25 protein-coding genes are annotated in these 22340 nt (G+C 37.1%); 7 read left to right on the forward strand and 18 right to left on the reverse strand.

Features of this window, described 5'->3' with window-relative positions; all coding sequences use genetic code 11:
* Window position 1 precedes the first annotated feature (1 nt).
* From H4J69_RS09605 to H4J69_RS09655, 11 genes are all read right to left on the reverse strand, one after another.
* On the reverse strand, window positions 2-310 hold the full coding sequence (locus tag H4J69_RS09605; RefSeq protein ID WP_182215806.1) for an STAS domain-containing protein: 309 nt from the start codon (window positions 308-310) through the stop codon (window positions 2-4).
* A gap of 22 nt (window positions 311-332) precedes the next feature.
* A complete protein-coding gene (locus H4J69_RS20355; RefSeq protein WP_182215804.1) occupies window positions 333-1532 on the reverse strand; it encodes a methyl-accepting chemotaxis protein in 1200 nt (399 codons plus the stop codon).
* Window positions 1522-2607: a chemotaxis response regulator protein-glutamate methylesterase gene (locus H4J69_RS09615; protein ID WP_182230803.1), complete on the reverse strand. Its 1086-nt coding sequence runs from the start codon at window positions 2605-2607 to the stop codon at window positions 1522-1524. The genes H4J69_RS20355 and H4J69_RS09615 overlap by 11 nt, the downstream gene beginning before the upstream one ends.
* A 270-nt stretch (window positions 2608-2877) precedes the next feature.
* Window positions 2878-3543: a chemoreceptor glutamine deamidase CheD gene (gene cheD / locus H4J69_RS09620; protein WP_182215800.1), complete on the reverse strand. Its 666-nt coding sequence runs from the start codon at window positions 3541-3543 to the stop codon at window positions 2878-2880.
* 28 nt (window positions 3544-3571) lie between these two features.
* The gene (locus H4J69_RS09625; RefSeq protein ID WP_182215798.1) at window positions 3572-4417 is read right to left on the reverse strand and encodes a protein-glutamate O-methyltransferase CheR; all 846 of its coding nucleotides are present in this window, start codon (window positions 4415-4417) and stop codon (window positions 3572-3574) included.
* A 129-nt stretch (window positions 4418-4546) separates the two neighbouring features.
* On the reverse strand, window positions 4547-6613 hold the full coding sequence (locus H4J69_RS20360) for a methyl-accepting chemotaxis protein (protein ID WP_404842819.1): 2067 nt from the start codon (window positions 6611-6613) through the stop codon (window positions 4547-4549).
* Between the two features lie 577 nt (window positions 6614-7190).
* Complete coding sequence (locus tag H4J69_RS09635; protein ID WP_182215796.1) at window positions 7191-7679, reverse strand: chemotaxis protein CheW; 489 nt, start codon at window positions 7677-7679, stop codon at window positions 7191-7193.
* A gap of 15 nt (window positions 7680-7694) precedes the next feature.
* Window positions 7695-8219 (reverse strand): chemotaxis protein CheW, encoded by a 525-nt coding sequence (locus H4J69_RS09640; RefSeq protein ID WP_182215795.1) that lies wholly within the window; start codon window positions 8217-8219, stop codon window positions 7695-7697.
* Window positions 8219-10339 carry a chemotaxis protein CheA gene (locus H4J69_RS09645; RefSeq protein ID WP_182215793.1) on the reverse strand — a complete coding sequence of 707 codons (2121 nt, stop codon included), beginning with the start codon at window positions 10337-10339 and terminating at the stop codon, window positions 8219-8221. Before H4J69_RS09645 ends, H4J69_RS09640 begins: the two co-directional genes overlap by 1 nt.
* Window positions 10340-10344: 5 nt before the next feature.
* Complete coding sequence (locus tag H4J69_RS09650; RefSeq protein ID WP_070373857.1) at window positions 10345-10707, reverse strand: response regulator; 363 nt, start codon at window positions 10705-10707, stop codon at window positions 10345-10347.
* A gap of 78 nt (window positions 10708-10785) precedes the next feature.
* On the reverse strand, window positions 10786-11061 hold the full coding sequence (locus tag H4J69_RS09655; RefSeq protein WP_182215791.1) for a lipid asymmetry maintenance protein MlaB: 276 nt from the start codon (window positions 11059-11061) through the stop codon (window positions 10786-10788).
* Between the two features lie 220 nt (window positions 11062-11281).
* On the opposite strand from H4J69_RS09655, the gene H4J69_RS09660 reads away from it, so the two are divergent.
* From H4J69_RS09660 to H4J69_RS09680, 5 genes are all read left to right on the forward strand, one after another.
* Window positions 11282-12109 carry a tetratricopeptide repeat protein gene (locus H4J69_RS09660; protein ID WP_182215789.1) on the forward strand — a complete coding sequence of 276 codons (828 nt, stop codon included), beginning with the start codon at window positions 11282-11284 and terminating at the stop codon, window positions 12107-12109.
* A gap of 131 nt (window positions 12110-12240) precedes the next feature.
* A complete protein-coding gene (locus H4J69_RS09665) occupies window positions 12241-13473 on the forward strand; it encodes a Xaa-Pro peptidase family protein (protein WP_182215871.1) in 1233 nt (410 codons plus the stop codon).
* A gap of 166 nt (window positions 13474-13639) precedes the next feature.
* The gene (locus H4J69_RS09670) at window positions 13640-14206 is read left to right on the forward strand and encodes a septation protein A (RefSeq protein ID WP_182230802.1); all 567 of its coding nucleotides are present in this window, start codon (window positions 13640-13642) and stop codon (window positions 14204-14206) included.
* A gap of 42 nt (window positions 14207-14248) precedes the next feature.
* Window positions 14249-14551, forward strand: coding sequence for a YciI family protein (locus H4J69_RS09675; RefSeq protein ID WP_182215786.1), 303 nt, complete (start codon window positions 14249-14251; stop codon window positions 14549-14551).
* 71 nt (window positions 14552-14622) lie between these two features.
* The gene (locus tag H4J69_RS09680; RefSeq protein WP_182215784.1) at window positions 14623-15024 is read left to right on the forward strand and encodes a lysozyme inhibitor LprI family protein; all 402 of its coding nucleotides are present in this window, start codon (window positions 14623-14625) and stop codon (window positions 15022-15024) included.
* A 206-nt stretch (window positions 15025-15230) separates the two neighbouring features.
* Here the strand turns inward: H4J69_RS09680 and H4J69_RS09685 are convergent, their stop codons facing one another.
* Genes H4J69_RS09685 through H4J69_RS09710 form a run of 6 tightly spaced genes read right to left on the reverse strand, consistent with a single transcriptional unit; the run spans window position 15231 to window position 19953 of the window.
* Complete coding sequence (locus H4J69_RS09685; protein ID WP_182244655.1) at window positions 15231-15974, reverse strand: DUF1461 domain-containing protein; 744 nt, start codon at window positions 15972-15974, stop codon at window positions 15231-15233.
* Window positions 15974-16678, reverse strand: a complete 705-nt coding sequence (locus H4J69_RS09690; protein WP_182215780.1) for a hypothetical protein — start codon at window positions 16676-16678, stop codon at window positions 15974-15976. The genes H4J69_RS09685 and H4J69_RS09690 overlap by 1 nt, the downstream gene beginning before the upstream one ends.
* Window positions 16675-17472, reverse strand: a complete 798-nt coding sequence (locus H4J69_RS09695; RefSeq protein WP_182244654.1) for a hypothetical protein — start codon at window positions 17470-17472, stop codon at window positions 16675-16677. The genes H4J69_RS09690 and H4J69_RS09695 overlap by 4 nt, the downstream gene beginning before the upstream one ends.
* Window positions 17472-17846 (reverse strand): cupredoxin domain-containing protein, encoded by a 375-nt coding sequence (locus H4J69_RS09700; protein WP_182215869.1) that lies wholly within the window; start codon window positions 17844-17846, stop codon window positions 17472-17474. The genes H4J69_RS09695 and H4J69_RS09700 overlap by 1 nt, the downstream gene beginning before the upstream one ends.
* A 32-nt stretch (window positions 17847-17878) precedes the next feature.
* A complete protein-coding gene (locus H4J69_RS09705; RefSeq protein ID WP_182222256.1) occupies window positions 17879-19294 on the reverse strand; it encodes an ATP-binding protein in 1416 nt (471 codons plus the stop codon).
* On the reverse strand, window positions 19294-19953 hold the full coding sequence (locus H4J69_RS09710) for a response regulator (protein WP_182215775.1): 660 nt from the start codon (window positions 19951-19953) through the stop codon (window positions 19294-19296). Before H4J69_RS09710 ends, H4J69_RS09705 begins: the two co-directional genes overlap by 1 nt.
* A 527-nt stretch (window positions 19954-20480) precedes the next feature.
* On the opposite strand from H4J69_RS09710, the gene H4J69_RS09715 reads away from it, so the two are divergent.
* Together H4J69_RS09715 and H4J69_RS09720 are read left to right on the forward strand one after the other, a co-directional pair.
* Entirely contained in the window at window positions 20481-20972 is a 492-nt protein-coding gene (locus tag H4J69_RS09715; RefSeq protein ID WP_182222255.1) for a hypothetical protein, read from the forward strand.
* A gap of 95 nt (window positions 20973-21067) precedes the next feature.
* Window positions 21068-21577 carry a YchJ family protein gene (locus tag H4J69_RS09720; RefSeq protein ID WP_182222254.1) on the forward strand — a complete coding sequence of 170 codons (510 nt, stop codon included), beginning with the start codon at window positions 21068-21070 and terminating at the stop codon, window positions 21575-21577.
* Window positions 21578-21783: 206 nt separating this feature from the next.
* On the opposite strand, the gene H4J69_RS09725 is transcribed toward H4J69_RS09720, so the two are convergent.
* Window positions 21784-22329, reverse strand: coding sequence for a VC2046/SO_2500 family protein (locus H4J69_RS09725; RefSeq protein ID WP_182222253.1), 546 nt, complete (start codon window positions 22327-22329; stop codon window positions 21784-21786).
* Window positions 22330-22340 lie beyond the last annotated feature (11 nt).

Below are 22340 nucleotides of genomic sequence, written 5' to 3' on the forward strand. Positions count from 1 at the left end.
CCTATAATTCTATGGTGAGTAAACGGTGAAATTGCGCGATTTCTAAAATTTTATTCACTGAATCGCTTGGCTTACTAATCACAACTTTTCCTGAATAGTTTTCAGCATGATCTTTAAGTAATAAAATCATGCCTAAAGCAGAGCTATCCATATAAGTCGCTTTTGATAAACAGATAGTAAACATCGAGTTTTTTTCTTTACAGTTAATATAGGCATCTCGAAAGTGTTGATGCAGTGAGAAATCAAACCGACCTTCAATACTAATTTCTATATTTTTTTTATCTTCTGATACTTGCTTTATAACATTCATAGTCGTTCCTAATAATTTATAATTAAAACAACTCAACAACACCCTCATCCATAGATGACTGAGATACGCTGCGCTGCTCATTTTGATGATGAGATTGTTCGATAAGCGATTGACATTGATGCTGTAATTTTTGTAATGCTTGTGGAGTATTACTATTATTGATTTCAAATTCCATTAAAACTTGATTGAGAGCCGTAATAGTTTCAGTATTATGTTTAAGGGTTGCAAGGGCTTGACACGTTAAGTCTTCAAATTGTAGCGAGCGAATGCCTGTAGCGACTGTTTCAGCAATTTTTGGTGATAATCCAGCAAGCTCTTCAACAATGGCATTGGTTTGTGAAGAAGATTCACCCACATGCTCAACCATAAGACTGACTCGACTTTTAGCCTCAAGTGTTGCGGTCATATCAGCTGAAGCCATAACTTGAATTGAGTTTCTTAGCTTTTCAATGATAATTTGTGCCAATGATATTTCTTCACGAATATTATCATTGAGCTCGGTAGAATTAACTGATAACGCCCTGACTTCATTGGCCACTACAGCAAAACCTCTACCGGCATCTCCGGCTCTCGCTGCTTCTATAGCGGCATTAAGGGCTAATAAATTAGTTTGGCTCGCTAAACTTTCTACTTGTCCCAATAAGCTAAAAATACCGTCGAGCTGTTTACTCATTTCATCGCTAAATGACACGGCGGCTAAACTTTGCTTGCTAGTGGTCATAATCACCTGTAAAAAATCATCTAAAGTCTCACTGGAGTCGTGAACAAAAGACTCTATCGTGGTACCGTTTTCATCAACAGCACCTCGATGATTACCAATAGCAACATTAAGCATGACTTGTTGTTCATCCGTTAAGCTTTTTAAAGACTTGAAACTATCTGCAATCCCAGTCGTAGCCTCTTGAATTAAGATACTGGCCCGGTCAACTTCTGTATCAACGATGGCTATTTGCTGGCTAAGTAAGCTAACAATTTTTGTCAGGGTTATTTTTATTTCTTTTTCATTGTTGTTTACATTAAGCCCATTGCGCCCCTCAACATCACTTGCACTAGATAATGTTAGCAAAGCATGATTATTTTTATATAAGATAATCAAGACAAACGACAGTAATAATGTCAGCGTAATTGATAAGTAACTCAGTTGAAAAAATAAAAGGTCCATCAGTATTACGCCAACAATCACCAGCCCAGTCTTTAATAACAGCATGGCTTTATTTTTCATAAAACACCTCTTTTTTACTCTGTCGAGCCAGTGCAGCATGAGCTAAAATTTCCTTAGGTATATTAACTAATGAGCACTCTTTTACCTGAGCATTTAATGCATGAGCACTGCCTGGCATACCCCAAATTAAACTACTTGCCTTATCTTGGATAATAGTCATAGCGCCAGCATTTTTTAAATTTAATAAACCTTTGGCTCCATCTTGTCCCATGCCGGTTAATAATACCGCTTGAACATTGTTAGCAAGTGGTAGTAAGGAATTAAACAAAATGTCAACGGCAGGCTTGTGGCGGTTAACATCAGGTGAGTCTTCTAAAATACAAAAAAGTGCTCCACCTTTACTTTCTACTTTTAGATGAAGATTACCTGGCGCAATATAAACATTACCCGCTTTAATCTTTTGGCCATGCCTTGCTTCTTGCACATCAACGGCACAAATTTCGTTCATCCGTTGTGCATATCTCGCACTGAATGTTTTTGGAATATGTAAGGTGATAACCACAGCTGGAGAATTACTTGGCAAAGCGGTAATAATCGCTTTAATTGCTTCAGTGCCTCCTGTTGAAGCGCCAATAGCCACTAAATGATTCGAGCGCTGGCAACCTTTAAAGGGTAGTAGACCAGTCGCTAGAGGTTTTGATAACGTGCTGTTAAGTCGAAAATTTTTATTATCAACCGTTGCGGCAAATTTTATTTTTCTCAATAAAGTCTCTTGAAAGGTAGACTTATTAGCAATCAAGGCTTCAAAACTAGGTTTTGCAATAAAATCAACAGCTCCTATTTCTAAAGCTTGTAGGGTGATATCAGCCCCTTTAGTCGTTAATGTTGATAGCATCACTACCGGCATAGGATGCAGTCGCATTAAGTTTTTCAAAAAGGTAATACCATCCATCTTTGGCATTTCAATATCTAAAGTCAGTACGTCAGGATTTAGCTTTTTGATTTGCTCTCGAGCGATCATAGGGTCTTTAGCTTCGCCAACTACTTCAATTTCAGGATCATCTTTTAAAACCTCATTAACAACCGCTCGGATAACCGAGGAATCGTCAATAATTAATACTTTAATTGGCTTCATATAAATAACATCCTAAGCTCGATAGTGGCTAATAAATAGCGCTAAGAAAATTCTACTTCACCTTCTACAGGTGTTTGGTCTATACGGTTTTACTATTCAACACTTTCATCGGTTGATTATTATCGCTAAAATAATTCTACATCACCCTCTACAGGTGTTTGGTCTATACGGTTTTAATATTCAACACTTTCATTGGTTAATTGTTATCAATAAAATAATTCTACGTCACAAGCTCAGCATGTGCTTGGTTTATATGGATTTTAATAATCACTAAAATAATTCCACATCACCTTCTACAGGTGTTTGGTCTATACGGTTTCTGTAAGCACTTTCACGGCGCGCAATAGTATCATTATGTAAATTATCAATCGTTTTAACAAAAGCTCGGCCACTTAGCGGTTCAAACAAAATTTTGCGAGGAAAAAAAGAACCTAAATCTGAACCTTCAACGGGTATCCCTTCATCTGCAAGATATTTCATCACAAAGCTAATATTTCTTTCGCCAATATCAGACATATGTTTTAAGACTTTACCGCCACCAAATACCTTAGCGCGTAAATTTACTTTTCGACCACCATTTTTCAATATCATATTAATGAGGTGTTCCATTGCAAAGTTACCATAACGCGTTGCATCAGATGCCATACCACGTTGTCCCCAATCAACTTCATGGGCTTCTTTATCGGTTAGCGGTAGCATAAAATGATTCATGCCACCTATTCCGCTATGTTCATCCCAAATACAGGCTGAAATACAAGACCCTAACGTGGTCGCTATAGCAACATTTTCTCGAGTCATATAAAACTCACCCGGAAGAATTTTAGCGATAACTTGTTGTCTTTTTGCATCCCAGTAATGATTTATATGGGCAAACTCTGCTAAACATTGTTTTAAGCATTGCTTAACATAAATATTATCTTGTCGATTTAAAACCATGATTATTTGTTCACTTATTATAGAACGGCTAAAATGCTTTTCTAAAAATGGTACGTCCGACACTTTCAAAATGTTGTTGATATTGACCTAAATTTTCACTATGCCCTAAAATAAGCAAACCGCCTGGTGCTAACATTTCATAATACCGGGCAAATAATTCTTGCTGCGTTTTTTTGTCAAAATATATAATCACATTTCGACAAAAAATGATGTCAAATGGCCCTTTCATTGGCCATTCATGTAATAGATTCAATTTTTTAAAGGTAATAAGTGCTTGTAACTGTTTACCTACCTTTACTTTACTTTCGTTAATGCCAATGCCTTTGGTAAAATATTTTTCCTTAAACTTCCTGGGAACATCTTCTATGCGGCGTTCATCATAAGTCCCTTCTTTAGCAACAGCTAACACATTACTGTCAATATCTGTTGCTAATATTTTTACATCCCATTGACTTAATTGGCTTTTCATTGCTTCGAGCACCGTAATAGCAATACTGTAAGGTTCTTCTCCAGTGGAGCTTGCAGACGACCAAATTCTCAGACGTTTATCATGCGATAGGCGATTACCGAGTAACTTAGGTAGTTCATCTTGCGTCATATAATCAAAATGATGTTGCTCACGAAAAAAACTGGTTAAATTCGTGGTAATCGCATTGATAAAGTAATCTTGCTCTTTTTCTGTATCTGCCTTTAATAAGTTGCAATAAGCCGTAAAGGAGGGAAGTTTACGCTCACGAATAATACGAGTAAGACGACGGTACACCATCTCTTTTTTACTGGCATTGAGTACAATACCAGCTGTGTCATAAACAAATTGACAAAGATAATCAAAGTTATCGCCACTTAATTGAAACGCTTTATCACGCTCTGTCATTAATAGTATGCCCTAGAACTCTTCCCACTCTTGATCAGATTCAGTTTTGGTTCTAGTCACCCTTGCTCTGGGCGCTGGTCTGGTTGGTTGTCTGCTCGCGGCCCTTGTTGGTTGTCCACTTGCAGGCTGTCAACTTGCAGGCTGTCTACTTGCCGGTCTTCTACTTGTTCGTTGTGAGCGACGAATGGGGGTTCGAATCTCTTCTTCATCATCTTCGCCATTATTAAAGAAGGCAACTTGATCAAGGAGTGCTTGTGACTGTTCTTCCATTGACTTACTCGACGCTGCCGCTTCTTCGACTAATGCAGCATTTTGTTGAGTCATTTCGTCCATTTGGCTAACGGCTGCACTGACTTCGCCAATACCGGCCGATTGCTCTTTACCCGCACTGTCAATATCGCTGATCATTTTACTGACTTCTTCAATAGCATTAACCAATTCAGTAAAAGTTTGACCGGTTTCATCAACTAACTTAGTCCCTTGACCTACCGCTTCAACACTGTCGTTTATTAAACCTTTAATCTCTTTAGCGGCACCGGCTGAACGTTGCGCTAAGTTGCGAACTTCTGCAGCAACCACCGCAAAACCACGACCTTGTTCACCCGCTCTTGCCGCTTCAACTGCAGCATTTAAGGCCAACAAGTTGGTTTGAAAGGCAATTTCATCAATAACACTAATAATGTCAGCTATTTTTTTACTCGACTTATTAATATCACTCATCGCCGTGATAGCATTTTTTACTACTGCGCCACCATTAGTTGCTTTGTCCATGACCGAAGCTGACAACTTACTCGCTTCAGATGCATTCTCTGCATTTTGCTGCACAGTACTGGTTAGTTCTTCCATAGCAGAAGCTGTTTCTTCAAGGCTAGAGGCTTGAGATTCTGTTCTGTGGCTAAGTTCATTGTTTCCTTCAGCAAGTTCACGAGCCGAATCAAAAACATTGGTTGACGCGCTGCGAATATCACCAACCATATTACTCAATACATCAATAAATTCATTAATAGAAGTGCCAATAATATTAAATTCACCTACCAACTCTGTTTCAATGTATTGCGTTAAATCACCGTCGGATAAGGTCATTAACGTTTCTTTAATTTGAGCAATAGCTTGCTTTCTTCCGGTGATATCTGCGGCATATTTAACGACTTTCATGGTCTTGCCATTTAAATCTAAAATAGGGTTGTAAGACGCTTGAATCCAAACTTCTTTTCCGCCTTTGCCTATGCGTAAATATTCGCCACTGTCGAATTCACCGCGATTCAGTTTTTGCCAAAATTGTTGATATTCAATAGTCGACTTATGAGCAGGCTCAACAAATAAGCTATGGTGTTGCCCCTGTATTTCACTAAGTGTATAACCTAACGCCGATAAAAAATTGTCATTGGCGGTAATAATAGTACCGTCCATATTAAATTCAATCACCGCTTGAGATTTGCTTATCGCGGCAATTTGTCCAGAATAATCAGCACTTATTAATTTTTGTTTGGTGACATCTGAGGCGAATTTCACCACTTTAAAAGGTTTATCATTTAAGTCTAATATAGGATTGTAAGAAGCTTGTATCCAAACTTCTTTACCACCTTTACCGATGCGTTTATATTCTTTTGAGTCGTATTCACCGCGATTTAAGCTTTCCCAAAAGAGTTTATATTCAACACTCCCTTTGAGCTCTGGCTCAATAAACATGCTGTGATGCTGGCCTTTTACTTCTTCTAGGGTATAGCCGAGCGTTGATAAAAAGTTTTCATTCGCGGTGATAATTGTGCCGTCCATATTAAATTCAATCACAGCTTGCGCTTTACTTATCGCTTCGATCTGACCTAAAAAGTTTGCGTTGGCTAATTTTTGTTCAGTAATGTCCGTTGCAAATTTCATCACTTTATAAGGAACACCCTCTGTATTAAGAATAGGGGTATAAGACGCCTGTATCCAAACTTCTCTGCCGCCTTTAGCAATGCGTTTATAAGTTTTTGATTCAAACTCACCACGATTCAAGCTTTCCCAAAAATTTTGATATTCTTCACTTATTTTAAAACTATGTTCGACAAACATACTGTGATGCTTACCTTGCACTTCTTCTAAGCTATAACCTAAGGTCGATAAGAAGTTTTCATTGGCGGTAATAATAGTACCGTCCATATTAAACTCAATTAGCGCTTGAACTTTATTCAGTGCTTCTATCTGAGCTAACATGTCTGCAAATTGCAATTCTTTAGCCTGCTCAACTGAAATTTCGGTATCTTTACCCATGGTAGTATTCTTCCCTATCGATTGAATGTTATCTTTTATTTTTATAGAATTAAGCACTAACTCAATAACAATGCTTCCTACTAAACGTTTAATTGTCGAGATCCAAGCTCTTTTGAGCGCAATTTTTAACTCTTTATCTAGTATCATTGTTAATGCTAGCAACAAGGCATTTTCAACATCTGCTTGATAATTTTTAACATCATTAATAGTGACTGATGTATTAATTTTTTCTTTAGTCAGTTCAATTGGCTGTAATAAATTTATTTCATGGCTTAATAAACAGATAAAGTCTTTATTAGCCCGGATTTTATCTTGCTTATCATTTTTTAATAATGCTGCTAATTCCGGTCGTAATACAAATAATTGTTGATAAAACAAATCGCCAACATTGGGTGAAAGTGTCAGTATTTTTTGCCAACTTTGCTGAACTAAATTGATCTGTTTACCTGTCATTATATTAATGCTCTTATTTATTGAGATTGTCGTTTATTCAATAACTATCAACAATTAACGCTGCTTTCTATGTGTTTTGCTGTGAACTTTTTAGGTGATTGTCTACGTCGTAGAGTTCGTCCTGATCTAATAAACTATGACTATCAAGTAAAATAATAAGCCTGTCGTCAATTGACACTAAGCCCTGTAAAAAACAACGATCTATTTTATTACCAAAAGTAGGAGGGACCCGTATTGATTTTTTGTCAAACTTGTACACTTCTGACACGGCGTCGACCACAATACCGACTACCATGTTTTTTTGACTATTTGGCTTTCGTAAAATAATGGTCACTGTTTGCTCATTATATACGAGCGGTTGTTGACCAAAACGTTGGCGTAAATCTATGATAGGTACAATAATGCCACGTAAGTTAATGACCCCTTTGATATAATTTGGCTTGTTCGGTAACTCAGTAACTGAACTCCACACGCGTATTTCTTGTACGCATAAAATATCAACACCATACTCTTCGCCATTTAACATAAAGGTGAGATATTCTTGCTCTTGTTCCATGGTATCTTCCTTTATTTATATTAACTGATGTTTTTCAATTTCTTGTAAAACGTTAACATTGAGTAAAATGACAACATTTTCGCCAACATTTACTAAACCTTGTAAGTAATTTTGTGGTACATAGCCACCAAATGCTGGGGCAGGTTTTATATCGCTAGCTTCTACATTGAGCACATCTGAGACGGCGTCAACCACAAAACCTATAGTGCGCGTTTTGTCTTCGGTTTCCACAGTTAAAACAATCACTACCGTTGTTTCACAATAAATAGCACTACCGATATTAAATTTCATTCGTAGATCAACTATCGGTACAATAATACCGCGCATATTTATAACCCCTTTAATATAACAAGGTGAATTAGGGATGCGGGTTGGGTTTTCCCAACTACGTATTTCTTCGACACATAAAATATCAACCGCATATTGTTCATCGGCTAATAAAAAAGTGAGGTATTGGTCACCACTGGTTATAAAGTCGATGCCCTCTAAGGAATACTCTCCCTCAACTGGCACCTCTGCTGCTAACATTTGAATATCCATTAAGTGTTCACTCCTGTCGATATTGACTGGGTAATTTGAGATTGAACACTTGACTGGTGGTGTTGATTTATTTGTGCTTTTGTTAACGCCATTTCAATAATACCTGGTACATCAAGAATCATAGCCACAGAACCGTCACCCAAAATAGTGGCTCCTGAGACACCTTGAACTTGTTGATAATTATCATTTAAGCTCTTAATGACGACTTGCTGCTGGGCAAGTAAATCATCAACCATTAAACCAATTTTTTGTCCGTCTGCTTCAACCACAACCAACAAACAACTTTCGATATGTTCAAATTCACAAGGAATATTAAATAACTGATAAATAGGGATAACCGGTACATTATCTTCCCTGAGTCGATAAAGCAGCATGTCACCTGAAACACGATTAATAAGCTCTTTTTGTGGCTGCAGAGATTCAACAATAGTAATTAAAGGAATGATATAAACTTCCTTACCCACCCGAACTAACTGACCATCAAGTATCGCTAAGGTAAGGGGTAGGTTTACCCGAAAGGTACTCCCCTTGCCTTGTTCAGACTCGACTTGTATTCGTCCACCTAATGATTGAATATTCTTTTTTACCACATCCATACCGACGCCACGACCAGAAATATCACTGACTTCTTTAGCAGTAGAAAATCCAGGTTCAAAAAGTAAATCAAAAACTTGGCTATCAGACAAGGTGGTTTTTTCATCAACGAGGCCTTTTTCAAGTGCCTTATTAAAAACAGCTTGGCGGTCAATGCCGCCACCATCATCACTAATTTCAATACAAATACTGCCACCTTGATGAAAGGCATTAAGCACAATAGAACCCTTTTCAGGCTTACCATTAGCGAGTCTAACTTGTGCAGACTCAATACCATGATCAACGGCATTACGCACTAAATGTACCAGCGGATCGCCAATTTGTTCCATAACAGTTTTATCGAGTTCTGTTTGCTCACCTTTAAGAATAAGCTCAATTTCTTTTCCTGTTTTTTTAGACAGGTCATGTACTAACCTTGGAAAACGATTAAAAACGAAACTAATCGGTAGCATGCGAATTCGCATAACACTTTCTTGTAATTCTTTAGTATTTTGCAGTAACTGCTCCAACCCCGCATTTAGGCGCTCAACTTTTGATAAGTCAAAATCATTGCCTAACTCAGACAGCATAGATTGAGTAATTACTAATTCACCAACCAGGTTAATTAAACTGTCAACTTTATCAACACCGACTCGAATAGAGCCGAGATCATTTTTAGACTTACCTGCCGGCTTATCTGGGGTGTTTTTTGGCGTAGGCTCAGGAAAGCTGTCTTCGATTGGCGTTGTTATATTAGCCGCTTCATCTTGGCTTGACTCGTCAAGGGTATTGGCTTCAATCACCTCTTCAACGTTGACTTCTGGGATGTGATCTTCTTTGGTAATAATTAATTCACATTCATCTTCAACCCATTCAAAGACTTCTTTTATATCCGCTTCACTGGCATTTGAGCACAATGTTAACTGCCAACTTAAATAGAGTTCTTCGGCATCAATATCACTTAATGCTGGTAGGTCTTTAGCATCAGCCACTAAAGAAATTTCTCCTAAATCAGCCAAGGCATTAAAGAGGAGTAGAGGATCATTACCGGTTTGCACTAAATGATGCTCTGGTATAAATTTTATCTGCCACCTTGTTATATCATTGTTATTGTCTGTGGTGTCATCAACATTTATAAGTAGTGCTTCAGTATTCCCATTGCCACTTGAGGCTAATGTTTCCTCTAAGCGCGTTGAGTTTTCAGCTATTTTTTCACTATCACACTCTTGTTCATCTCTTATTGCCTCAATTAACAAGCGCATACAGTCAACAGACTCTAATAATAATTCAACGTCATCTTGTTCAATATTACGCCTGCCATCACGCATTTCATCAAGAAGTGTTTCAACCAAGTGGGTGAACTCTGTGACATGATTAAAGCCAAAAGTACCAGCACCTCCTTTAATGGAATGGGCAGCACGAAATATTGAATTAATCGTTTCATCATCACCTTGCTCTAAATTTAGCAAGCTCGACTCCATTAATTCGAGACCTTCAAAACTTTCTTCTAAAAAGCTTGGAATAAACTGTGTGAGATCTACGCTCATAATAGCTACCTAACAACCCGTTTAATGGTTGCTAATAATTTTTCAGGATTAAAAGGTTTAACTAACCATCCGGTAGCACCAGCTGCTTTGCCACGCATTTTCATATCACCAGAACTTTCGGTCGTTAGCATCAAAATAGGAGTAAACTTAAAAGGGGGTAACTTACGTAACTCTTCGCATAAAGTAATACCATCCATAATCGGCATATTTACGTCAGAGATCACTAAGTCAAACGCCCCACCCTGAGCTTTGCTCAAACCTTCTTGTCCGTCTCTTGCTTCAACGGTTTCATAACCGGCACTTTTTAATGTAAAACTAACCATATCGCGAATAGAGTTAGAATCATCAACAACCAAAATTTTGGTCATAGGTATTTCCTTTTTAAGGTAAATATAAACAGCAAAAGCTTAATAATATTTAGAGGATATCTCACTAAAAAATTGATTCTAAGCATTTAGATATTGATTTAAAATGGCTTCATTAAGCCCTAATTGCTTAACGCTTTCTTGAATAACACGGGAGGTAGAATTCCAATTGAGTACTTTATTTTGTGCTGCGATGTAGGTTACCGCCGCTAATAATAATTGCACACCAACGGTATCTATATGGGTAACAGCGCTGTCGTCAAAAGTTATAACATCATTTTTAGCAATTTCATCGAGTAACTGATTTTTACAGTCATCCACTTGAGCAATGGTTAGCAGAGCCGGTAATATGAACATTTAATCCCTTATAAATTCGTATAAAAATAGAATTCTTAGCAATAAAGATAAACCATAAAAAATTAACTGCAAGTTTATTTTAATAGAAACCCGCCATTTTTTAGGTGTTTAGCATAAATTTATTGCTTTTTTTTTAAATAAACATAAATAAAGTGAGCTTTCGTAATGAATATATTGCTTTCCCTGTTTACAATTATTATGGTTAAAAAAAGGATATGTTTTGAGAACAGCTATGCCAGAAGATAATCAAAAAGTGCCCAGCCAAATATTTCGTTGGTTTGAAAAAATGAAAACTAACTACGAGCAGAGTGTTCAAGGTGTATTAGAGCGATTCGAAAAATATAGTCATAGCCAACAATTAAGAATTGATCTCGCTAATCAATCAAACATTGATAACTTAAAGCAGTCTCATCAAAAACATCTTGACCAACAAAATGCTCATATCAAACAATTAACTGAAGATGCAAGCTATTACAAAAAACAAATCAGTAAACAACAACAAACCATAGAGCAACTTAATAGTCGCTATGATGCAGTGATGAGTTGTTTGTTAACTGAAAAAAGAAAAGACATAGACATTAAAGATATTTTTTCAGACGACGAAGATGAAAACAGCGAGCTTATTGAAGACTTATACTTAGAAACTCACCATAACAAAGCTGTTGATGACCCCTTTAAACAGCAACGGCAAAATGAGTTAAATAATGAGCCCGACATAACGACTTCGCCCTTAAGCGAAAGTGATAACGACTTGTTTGATAAAGCTCTCATAAAAAGACAGTCTGGCGATGTTGAACAAGCGTTTCAATTGTTTGAACAAGCGGCAAAGCTTGGTCATGCAAAAGCGATGGGCGCGATGGGCCGTGCTTTTTTCTTAGCTGAAGGCACAGAAGAAGATCATGGCCTTGGACTTGCCTGGCTTATTCATGCGGCAAATCAAGATCTACCGCAAGCGGTTGCTCGGGTAAAGTTTTTTCAAGACAATAACCCTGAGCTTTACTTACAGGCACTTAATCTATCAGCAGACCCAATATTCCTTAAATATTAATAGCGCGATAACTTGGCTTTTATAACATGTAAAAATAGCCACTTTAGCAATGTATATTGTATAAAATAAACAATTCATGTCATAATAACGAAATAATATACATTACTTTTGGGACGCTAATGACACAAAAAATGACTATAGGTGTAGGAGGCTCTGATGCACAAACAGAGCTAGCCAAACTTAACAATATGACCGGCGATGTTGAGCCTATTTCTTCAAACGAGTTTCAGTTACGTATCGCTAAAGCTCAGCAATTAATGAAAGATAATAATATTGAGGCAACTTACTTAGATGCTGGCACTAACCTCTATTATTTTACGGGCACAAAATGGTATGCCAGTGAACGTATGGTTGGGGCAATAATCCCACAGCAAGGCGAAATTCAATACATTACCCCCTTCTTTGAGGTCAATACCTTACGTCAGTATATGACCATTAAAGGTAAAGTTAATGGTTGGCAAGAACATGAAAATCCTTATCAATTATTTATTGAAACCTTAAAAAATATGGGGATTGACTCAGGCAATATTGCGCTTGACGAGTCAACCGCATTCTTCATTGCTGATGGTATTAAACAATGTGCCGACAGTAGCCCAAACAATTACCAACTGATCAATGCAAAAGCAATTACGGCTGGTTGTCGTAGTGAAAAATCGTTAGCTGAAATAGCGTTGCTACAACAGGCTAAAAATATGACGATGGCAGTACATCAAGCCGTCGCTAAAATATTATATCAGGGGATCAGTACGCAAGAAGTTACTGACTTTATCAATCAAGCCCACATAAAGGTTGGCGCCGCTGCAGGATCTTACTTTTGTATTGTGCTCTTTGGTGAAGATTCATCTTTTCCACACGGGGTAAAAAACCCAAAAACTTTAGACATTAACGATATAGTGCTTATTGATACCGGTTGTCAGTTAGAAGGATACAATTCAGATATCACCAGAACCTATGTTTTTGGTGAAGCTAACCCACGTCAGCGTCAAATGTGGTTGATTGAAAAAAATGCCCAAGCAAGTGCATTTAACGCAGCAATACTTGGCGTACCTTGTGGTGATGTTGATATTGCCGCTCGCGATTATTTAGCCAGCCAAGCAATGGGACCTGATTATCAAACACCGGGTTGTCCCCACAGAACCGGCCACGGCATAGGTTTAGATATTCATGAATGGCCTTATCTAGTTCGCAGTGATAAAACCCCCTTGTCGGTAGGTATGTGTTTCTCTAATGAACCGATGTTAGTGGTGCCAGACGAATTTGGTGTTCGCCTAGAAGATCATTTTTATATGAGTGAGCATGGAGCAAAATGGTTTACTGAACCATCATATTCTATCGATGACCCGTTCGGATTAATGAAGGGTTAGTTAATTTTAATTAAAAAAGTTAATCCTTTCAGTTAATAATTTGTAACGTTTTCGCTTGTATTTCACGTTATTAGTTCACATTAGCCAAATAATTGTTTGGCTAATGCTTAAGCATTGAGTAGAATTAACTCACTTATAAACGAAGGTTGGTTGGAGATTTAATACTATGCACGCTCTGTTTGAATATCTCCCCCTCGTTGTTTTTTTTATTGTTTATAAATTTGTTGATATATATTGGGCAACTGGCGCTTTAATTATCCTTGGCGCCGCGCAAATAATTTACTATATTTACAAAAAAGAACCCATCCCTAAACGTACCTTAATATTTTTTGTCCTTATTGCGGTGTTTGGTGGGCTAACAATATTTTTACATGACGATACTTTTCTCAAATGGAAAGTCACCATCATCAATTTATTGTTTGCAATCGCACTTATGGTCAGTGATAAGATTTTTAATAAAAACATCATCAAAGACTTCCTCGATGAGTCATTAACTTTACCTGAGAATATTTGGCGTAAATTAAACTTAGCTTGGGCGCTCTTTTTCACATTTTGCGCGATATTAAATTTATACGTCGCTTTTAATTTTGACCAAGACACTTGGGTCAACTTTAAAGTATTCGGTTTAACCGGCTTAATGTTTGTTTTTTCAATCGCCTCAATTTTATTATTATCAAAACATTTACCCGATGATGATGAAGAAAGTGACAGACCAATTGAAGAAAAAAAGTAATCACTTAACCTATATATAATCCTCAAACTTTATGGAAACGACATGTTTTATCTTATTTATTCAGAAGACGTAGAAAATAGTTTAGCTTTAAGAATGTCAGTACGTGAGCAACATTTAGCACGTTTACGAGAATTACAAGACCAAGGGCGATTATTAATGGCAGGTCCTTGTCCCGCAATCGATAATGAAAACCCTGGTGATGCAGGCTTTACAGGTTCGCTTATCGTTGCTGAATTTGATAGTTTAACGCAAGCCCAAGTATGGGCAGATAAAGACCCTTATATTGGCGCGGGTGTTTATAAAAAAGTGACCGTAAAACCTTATAAAAAAGTACTACCCGCATAAAGTTGAGCTATTATTACTTTACCTATGATCCGATGATTAACTATAAACTTATAAATATAATGAAAAGTATCATGAGCAAAACTTCTTTCTATTGTTTAACCTTAGCCCTTTGTTTTTTATCCAATGTTAGCTACGCAAAAAAGTCTATTGATGAATGTGAGCTGACCCAAAAAACAACCTCAGGCTTATCAGGCTGTCTAGACATAGTTAAACAAGCGGTAGATAGAGAGTTACAAACATGGATAAACAATCAAGTGTTCATCCTTGAAGAGTTTGCCTCTGTAACCGGAAGAAAAGCGGCATTAAACATGTTTAAACGCTCACAACGTAATTTTATTACCTTTAGAGAAAATGACTGTCGATGGCAGTACCTTGCTATTTCACCGGGAACGGGTGCGGCTTCTGCCTACAAGAAGTGTTATATTTTAGTGAGTCAAAGCCGTATTAAAGAATTAGAATCAATTAACCCCTAGTACTACTATTTCAGCCCAGTACACTGTTATATAAACCGTTGCTTGGCTGAAATATAACCCGCCTTACCACCAGCGGTAATCGTCTGAACATTGATGATTTCATGCTCGCCAAAACTTGCTTTTAGTTGCTGACTTACAAACAATTCACTTCAATGCTCATCAACATTTGTTCCATATATAACCTGTCAACGCACCGACGAACACGATTAGCTGCTAAAGATTTTTGTCATTAATAATCGATAAATTAACATATAAATCCCCGCTGCGATAACACTGAGCGACAATGCTATTGCAGCAAATAAGTCGGGTGCTTTCATTAGGCTACTCATTAATGACTCTTGATAATAAAAAAACCATTGATGATTATCAGGAAAGACCACCGTATGCAGATAGTAAAAGACATCGGTAAAACCAAACAGTGAAAACACAGCTATAAATAAAACAGTGGGAATAATTACCGCCATATAGCGCTCTTTTTTAGCTGGCTTTGGCTGTTTGAAACGAGATACACCAGCAATCGTAATCAGTAGTAATAAGATATTAATCACTGATATTGTACGTAATTGGTTAATTAAAACACTGACATCTTGTAAATGTACGACCTCAGGTTTGGTCAGTAAAGCGCGACGCTGGTTATCGTTATTGAGATAACTTAACCTTGCCAGACCCTCGCCGTTATTATGAATTTCATCAACTATTTCGCTAAAGCTTTGTAAATGTTGCTCACGACTTGTCTGGGCAAAGTCCTGTTTACCTTGTGTATTCTGTGGTGCATAAGTTTTTATCGTTTGTTCAATATTTAATGGTGAGTACCAAAACTTATAAAAAAAATTAACACTTTTATTGACTTGCCAACTTAGCCCCAGCGAAAAAAGTAATAAAAAACAACAACAACATAGCCATAAGAAGGTCGCTGAGTGGCGTCTATTTAGTGGTAAAATGCGGTTCATTAAAATTCAAACTCAATAGCCGCGCGCAAAATATGATCTTTGCTTTCGCCATTCAGTCCAGTGATAAAGGCGAGTTCCCATTTCAACTGCTTTTGTCGGTCAAAGCGTTGAATTCCCATGAAAGCTGGACCAATACCGACATAATCTTCACCTGAATATAACTCAATTGCGGGTTGAAATTGCGGTAGCCAGCGATAACGATACTGAGCGCGAAACTCCATTTCTATTTCATTTTTAATGTCATTTCCCCACTCGTAAATCAAAAATGCATTAATACTTAAACTGGTCCGCCCTATTTCTTTCTCAAACAGCAAGCCTGAAGTCACTTCCCAACTGTCTTTATTATGTTCTTTTTCAAATTCAAAAAGCATGCCCCAATCCGCCCAATACTGACCTTGCTCCGTTAGCATCCAACGGGTTTCTATTTCGTAAGCAGATAAACCAAAATTTCCATCAATATCGCGTTCGCCAACGATATAAAACTCTACCATCAGGTTGTCAAGTACAGACTGCCCGTAGGCAAAGCGCTGCGCTAAGTCATTGGTCTTTTCCGTTTGGTGAGACAGTAACCGCCATTCAACTTCTTTTTCATTGGGTAACACGTACGGATGATACACTTTATCCACCACTACCCCATCAGCAAAAGCAATAACGCTGTAAAGGTTGTACAAGAGTAACGTTAAAACATAAAATATTTTTTTCATGATACAACCTGCTTAAAGCGAGGGATCCGCCAAAGTTTTTGGGGAAACTGACACCAATAAAGTGCGATAAATAAAGCGCAAAGATAAAGTCCAATTTGTAATAGGGTTGGGCTTGCATCGTAACCAAATAAAGCTTTCAAAAAATGTCCTAATTCAGACTTTTCTCTAACAATAAAATTAACATCAAAAATCATACTACTACTGGGTAAAAAATCAATTTGTAGTAATAAATCGCTGGTTTTATTAAATAAACCACAAGCAAAGAAAACAAAAATAATTTCGGTGCTTCGACCATACAAACGCTCATTGAGAAACAAGCAAAAAAAGTACAATAGTATACTGATACTAATACAAATTCCTGTTCCTAAAACAACGCCAATAAAAAGTGAATTAACCATATCGGTTTGCGACCAATATCCAATAAAGTAAATGAGGAAGTTAGTACCCTGTAGCATAATAACTAACGCGAGTATTGCGCCAGCATACCAAGATAGCTGACTGTTATTGGCGGTACTAACGCTGATATGGGAGCGATGAATAAAATGTAAAATTAGAATATATACAAGAACATGTATACTCGCATAGAACCATTCAAGCCCGGTATCATCAAACATTTGGCTGATCACATCGATATAAATCCAAAGCAGTAACATAAACAAAATACCCAATATCGCACCACTTATAAGGGTAAGACCACAGAGTTGAAACTTATTTTTAATCGATAACAACAAGGCTAACACCATAAAAATAACTAAACTGTTACTCAAAAACAAAAGCACGGTATTAATTAACATTAAGCACCTCCTGTTATGTTTTGAACAGTAGCTTTACTTGCTTTTTTACGCTCAGGCAACGGGGTAACGATAATGGTCCCTTTGGCACTATTAGGATTAAACTCACCAAAAAAGTTATATTTTCCTTCGGGTAATGGACCAATAAAAATCACCGCTCTTTTATGGGGGAAAATAACCTTTTCTCGATTTAAGTCAAAACTGTCAAACTCTTCAGGGGTTGTATCTCGATTATAAATAACAAGTTTAACTTTTTTGTTTGGTGGAATTTTTATAACCGCAGGAAAAAACAAATGATCTTTCAATTCTACGACATACTCAGCTCGTTCAGCCCAGACACTTGGGCTAAAGATTAAAGAGATAAAGAGGCTAATAATGCTGGTTTTTTTTATAAAAATAGCAGGTGCTTTCACTTATTGTCCTCCCATTCTTGTTCAAACTGATGTAAATGTAAGTCAATCGCTTGAGTCTTTTGTGGAAACCTTACTGACACGCTAAGGCCACCTAATTTCGTCGATTTTGCTAAAATAATACTCGCATGATGTAATTTAACAATATGCTGAACAATCGCTAAACCTAAGCCACATCCTACCACAGTAGAGTGATGGCTATCTCCACCCACACGATAAAAACGATCGAAAACTCGCTGGTATTCGCTGGAGTCAATACCGGGGCCAGAATCTTCAACAATCAGGGTGAAACTGTCTTCATCAATCAACGTTTTTACCAAAATATGCCCGCCTTTAGGAGTATATTTACAGGCATTACCAATTAAATTTTTCACTAAGGTCAATAAGGCAAATTCATTAGCATAAATAATTTGGGCTTCACTTTCTAACGAAATATCATGCTGATGCTGCAATATTTCAGGGTATAAGTCGCTGATCACTTGTTGCAACAATCCTTGTAATTCAAGCTTAGTGACTGCCATGGTGAGTTGATCAGGATTAGTACGATTTAACGTTAATATTTGATCGACAACATGAGCCATTCGGTCAACACTTTGACCTAATTGCATTAACGAAGCCTGCCCGGTGCTGTCAAGGTTTTCACTTTGGGTTATTTGTAAATTGTGAACATTAATTTTGAGCACACTTAACGGCGTTCTTAATTCATGAGCGGCGTCAGAAGCAAAATAACGTTCCCTTGAAAAAGCTGCCGACAAGCGTTCAAATAACAGATTTAGTGTCTGAATAACCGGTTGTAGTTCTTTTGTTGATGTCTCACTAGAAAGCTTTGATAAGTCATTAATTTTCTTTTCTGACAATTCTCGGCGCAAAACAGTTAACGGCTTTAAGCCTTGACGAATCGCCATAAAAATAAACAAGGCAATCAAAGGGATAACTAAAATAATAGGAGTCACAGCAGATAATATAACTTGTTCAGCCAGTGAAAATCTTTGTTCAAGCGGTTGGGCAACCAGCACTCTTAATTGACTTCTTTGCGCCTGTTCGTTTGTTGATGTTTCTATATATACTCGCCAACGCTGTCCAATAAAATTAAGGTCCGTAAACCCTGCAGGTAACTCAGTAATTGACTGTTCAGGAGCATTATCTGTGCGTAGTAATAAAGTATTATTGCTAAAGACTTGATAAGCAATATGGTTAGAAGGGACCACTGTTGCTGCACTTAATCGATTTTCGGCACCCTTGTCAGAAAGAGTCGCAGAGGTCGCTAACAAGGTTTTACCGACGATAACTAATTGCTCATCAAATAAGCTAGTTGCTTGTTCCATACTGGCTTTATAGCCCTGTATGGCAGCAAAAAATGTCATCAAAGTGATGATGGATAGTAAAATAAGGACTAAGTAGCGACGAATCGACATTAGGTTTTATTAACCGTATAACCAACGCCTCTGACTGTTTTTATAAATTGTTCTGGCAATTTTTTTCTTAAGTTGTGTATATGTACCTCAACAGCATTACTGGCCACTTCTTCTCCCCATTCATATAAACGCGATTCAATTTGTTCCCGAGATTGGATTCGACCGGCATTTTCCATCAATGCTTTTAATACCATGTACTCTTTTTTTGACGTTTTTAATTCTTCATCTTTAATAAGGATTTTATGTGCTGCGGTATCAATTGCCACGTCTGAGCAAATAATCAATGCCGACTTTGCCGTGCCTAAACGCCGTTCAATCACGCGAAGGCGTGCTAACAATTCGCTAATTTCAAAAGGCTTTACCAGGTAATCATCTGCACCAAAATCTAAGCCTTTAACTTTATCTTCAAGCGCGTCTCTTGCGGTTAAAATAATAACAGGAATACCTAGCTTACGATCACGAGTACGCTTTAGCACTTCCAATCCGTCAATATCAGGTAAACCCAGATCAAGAATAACTAAGTCTTGATCTGACACAGACAATGCTGAAATTGCCGTTTTACCATTATCAACATGGTTAACAACAAAGCCTTCATGACGAAGTGACTGCTGCAATCCCAAAGCCAGGGGGATATCGTCTTCAACTAACAATATGCGCATATTTTTCCTATAACAATTTAAAATGACTATTAACGGTTTTTATATTATCTAGCCTTTTCCAAGGCCGGTTATTAATACTTGACGGTCGAAAACCATCAACAGTGAAGATAAGACTTAACAATGCCATAGGTATGAACGACTCAAGGTGTTTTATCTCAAAGTTATTGTCGGTTATTACAGAAATATTCGCCATAAAAAAATGAACGTTAATAGCGGTTATTCATCAAATGACCTGTTTATTCATAGGGGGATATTTACCTTAAATATTCAGTGAATGAAAATAACAAACTTTTATTAAGGAAAGCTTAAGAGCTAACAATTGTTTATCGCTAAAATCCCCTAGCATAGCATTGGGCCAACAAATACTAGTGGTATCTTCAATACTGTTGGTGCTATTCCCCTCATTTACTGGCGTTTATTACATTAGATCCTTCAGTAGGATCAATTAATATTAATCATAAAAAGTGCTTGAATAAACACCAAAAACGATATACTGTACATACATACAGTATATCGAGGTTTTAAAAATGAATTCAATAAATCACATTAATACCAACACCTTAGCGTTAAAAACTACAACTATGGCTATCAAAAAACACAAATGGTGTGATGTTAGAAGTATTGCTAATGCCATAGAACTATCTCAGCAGTATACTGAAATCTTCAAAAATCATGATTTAGATAACAAATGGATCCTGATGATAAACCCTGAAGAGAAGCCGCTTCAGCAATTGTCTGATCAAGGAAAAATAGACCCTAAAAGAATCTTAAAAGTTAATCTTCATCAACGTAATATCTCACTAAATACCATTAAAGATGCTTTAGAAAAAGGTCACTGTTCGGCTGTTATTTTGTGTAATGCCACCTTAGATAAATCACAATTAAGCCAACTCACTCAATTCGCAGAAAAAGGACAAACTCAATGCATTATTTTAACCAAGCAAACTCAAAAACGTTTAAACCAGCAACGACTAAAAAATTACGTCACTCTTTCGGATTCTTCTTTATTGTTACATTAATTGAGTTTGAAGCGATTTTGCCGTTATTAAAACAGAAAATAAAATTTTGCTCTGCTAAAATAGATCAACTACTTTTCTAAAATAATGTCGACTTTATGCAATGCCCATGTGGTTCAAATATTAGTTTTCAGCAATGCTGCTGCTTATTAATAAATCAAGAGACCTGTGCACAATCACCAGAGCAATTGATGCGTTCTCGCTATAGCGCCTATGCAACAGAGGCTGCTGATTATATTTATCAGACTTATGCTCAAGCTAGCAGAGCTTTACAATCAATCGCTGATATATCAGCATGGGCCAAAGAAACCAAATGGTTAAAACTAACCATTAATGCTGCCAGTGATTATACCGAGCTTAATGATCAAAATGCTGTAAACGCTGACAATAAAGAGCAACACTTACCGACGGTTTGCTTTTCGGCTTATTACCAACATCAAGGTGAGTATTTTCTGATGAAGGAAACATCACGCTTTGTTGTTGAAAAGGGGCAATGGCGATATTTAGATGGTGAAGTCAGTAACAATGAAGCGCTGATAGCACCAAAAAGAAACCAAGCTTGCTTTTGCGATAGTAATAAAAAATTTAAACAATGCTGTGGCCGGTAAATTCGACAATTAACAATCAAGTTCTTCCCAAAAGAAACCAGCGATGCTTTTGTCATAGCAATAAAAATTTAGACAATGCTGTAGCAAGTAAACTCAACAATTAACAATCAAGTTTAAACATTGCTCAGGCCAGTAAACTGAAAAAGTTAATCACAAATAACGTCAACACAAACGCACGATTTTATTGGCATGCTAATGCAATAACCTTATGCTATAGCATCAAGTAACGGCGCTTTAACGATAGTGTTATGCACGGCGTTAAGCCAACCTTTAGTATCGAATGATAATCTTGAACTGTCGGTGTCTTGCGGCGTATTATTCTTTGTATGATTAAATTTTTTCTGGCAGTACAGCGAGGTATTATTTAATACTTCTTGTCTGATATGCTTTTTATCATCTCGAAAAGCAAGCGGTTTAGGCAACAAAGCATTTGATAAACGTAATTCTGCTAGGTTATTCTGCTGAATAAGTTCTGCTTGATCAAATATTGCTGTGCTGTGATTTTCATTCAGAGATAAAGGTGCTTTATCAGGAAGGTCAAACTCTTTACGTAAGCTTGCATCATTAGTCGTTTTAGTGTCAACGACAGTTTTTGGCAAAGAAAATTGACTATGGCTAGGTACGTCATCACTTAGCATTGCCAATAAGAGTGAAAAGTCAGCTCGTCGAGCGCTGTGCACACTTACATTAAGTTGTTCACCTAATTGTAATTCGTGTACCAGAATTTGACTGTCAACTGACTCTGTAAGCAATGTACTTCAAC

It is taken from the genome of Colwellia sp. BRX10-9 (assembly GCF_014077405.1).
In the GTDB taxonomy this organism is placed as follows: Bacteria; Pseudomonadota; Gammaproteobacteria; order Enterobacterales; family Alteromonadaceae; genus Colwellia_A.

Excerpts from the sequence above, each read along its gene's own strand:
- H4J69_RS09605 (WP_182215806.1), bottom strand. The coding sequence starts at position 310 with ATGAATGTTATAAAGCAAGTATCAGAAGATAAAAAAAATATAGAAATT.
- H4J69_RS20355 (WP_182215804.1), bottom strand. The coding sequence starts at position 1,532 with ATGAAAAATAAAGCCATGCTGTTATTAAAGACTGGGCTGGTGATTGTT.
- H4J69_RS09615 (WP_182230803.1), bottom strand. The coding sequence starts at position 2,607 with ATGAAGCCAATTAAAGTATTAATTATTGACGATTCCTCGGTTATCCGA.
- cheD (WP_182215800.1), bottom strand. The coding sequence starts at position 3,543 with ATGGTTTTAAATCGACAAGATAATATTTATGTTAAGCAATGCTTAAAA.
- H4J69_RS09625 (WP_182215798.1), bottom strand. The coding sequence starts at position 4,417 with ATGACAGAGCGTGATAAAGCGTTTCAATTAAGTGGCGATAACTTTGAT.
- H4J69_RS20360 (WP_404842819.1), bottom strand. The coding sequence starts at position 6,613 with ATGTTAGCTCAGATAGAAGCACTGAATAAAGTTCAAGCGCTAATTGAG.
- H4J69_RS09635 (WP_182215796.1), bottom strand. The coding sequence starts at position 7,679 with ATGGAACAAGAGCAAGAATATCTCACCTTTATGTTAAATGGCGAAGAG.
- H4J69_RS09640 (WP_182215795.1), bottom strand. The coding sequence starts at position 8,219 with ATGGATATTCAAATGTTAGCAGCAGAGGTGCCAGTTGAGGGAGAGTAT.
- H4J69_RS09645 (WP_182215793.1), bottom strand. The coding sequence starts at position 10,339 with ATGAGCGTAGATCTCACACAGTTTATTCCAAGCTTTTTAGAAGAAAGT.
- H4J69_RS09650 (WP_070373857.1), bottom strand. The coding sequence starts at position 10,707 with ATGACCAAAATTTTGGTTGTTGATGATTCTAACTCTATTCGCGATATG.
- H4J69_RS09655 (WP_182215791.1), bottom strand. The coding sequence starts at position 11,061 with ATGTTCATATTACCGGCTCTGCTAACCATTGCTCAAGTGGATGACTGT.
- H4J69_RS09665 (WP_182215871.1), top strand. The coding sequence starts at position 12,241 with ATGACTATAGGTGTAGGAGGCTCTGATGCACAAACAGAGCTAGCCAAA.
- H4J69_RS09670 (WP_182230802.1), top strand. The coding sequence starts at position 13,640 with ATGCACGCTCTGTTTGAATATCTCCCCCTCGTTGTTTTTTTTATTGTT.
- H4J69_RS09675 (WP_182215786.1), top strand. The coding sequence starts at position 14,249 with ATGTTTTATCTTATTTATTCAGAAGACGTAGAAAATAGTTTAGCTTTA.
- H4J69_RS09680 (WP_182215784.1), top strand. The coding sequence starts at position 14,623 with ATGAGCAAAACTTCTTTCTATTGTTTAACCTTAGCCCTTTGTTTTTTA.
- H4J69_RS09685 (WP_182244655.1), bottom strand. The coding sequence starts at position 15,974 with ATGAACCGCATTTTACCACTAAATAGACGCCACTCAGCGACCTTCTTA.
- H4J69_RS09690 (WP_182215780.1), bottom strand. The coding sequence starts at position 16,678 with ATGAAAAAAATATTTTATGTTTTAACGTTACTCTTGTACAACCTTTAC.
- H4J69_RS09695 (WP_182244654.1), bottom strand. The coding sequence starts at position 17,472 with ATGTTAATTAATACCGTGCTTTTGTTTTTGAGTAACAGTTTAGTTATT.
- H4J69_RS09705 (WP_182222256.1), bottom strand. The coding sequence starts at position 19,294 with ATGTCGATTCGTCGCTACTTAGTCCTTATTTTACTATCCATCATCACT.
- H4J69_RS09710 (WP_182215775.1), bottom strand. The coding sequence starts at position 19,953 with ATGCGCATATTGTTAGTTGAAGACGATATCCCCCTGGCTTTGGGATTG.
- H4J69_RS09715 (WP_182222255.1), top strand. The coding sequence starts at position 20,481 with ATGAATTCAATAAATCACATTAATACCAACACCTTAGCGTTAAAAACT.
- H4J69_RS09720 (WP_182222254.1), top strand. The coding sequence starts at position 21,068 with ATGCAATGCCCATGTGGTTCAAATATTAGTTTTCAGCAATGCTGCTGC.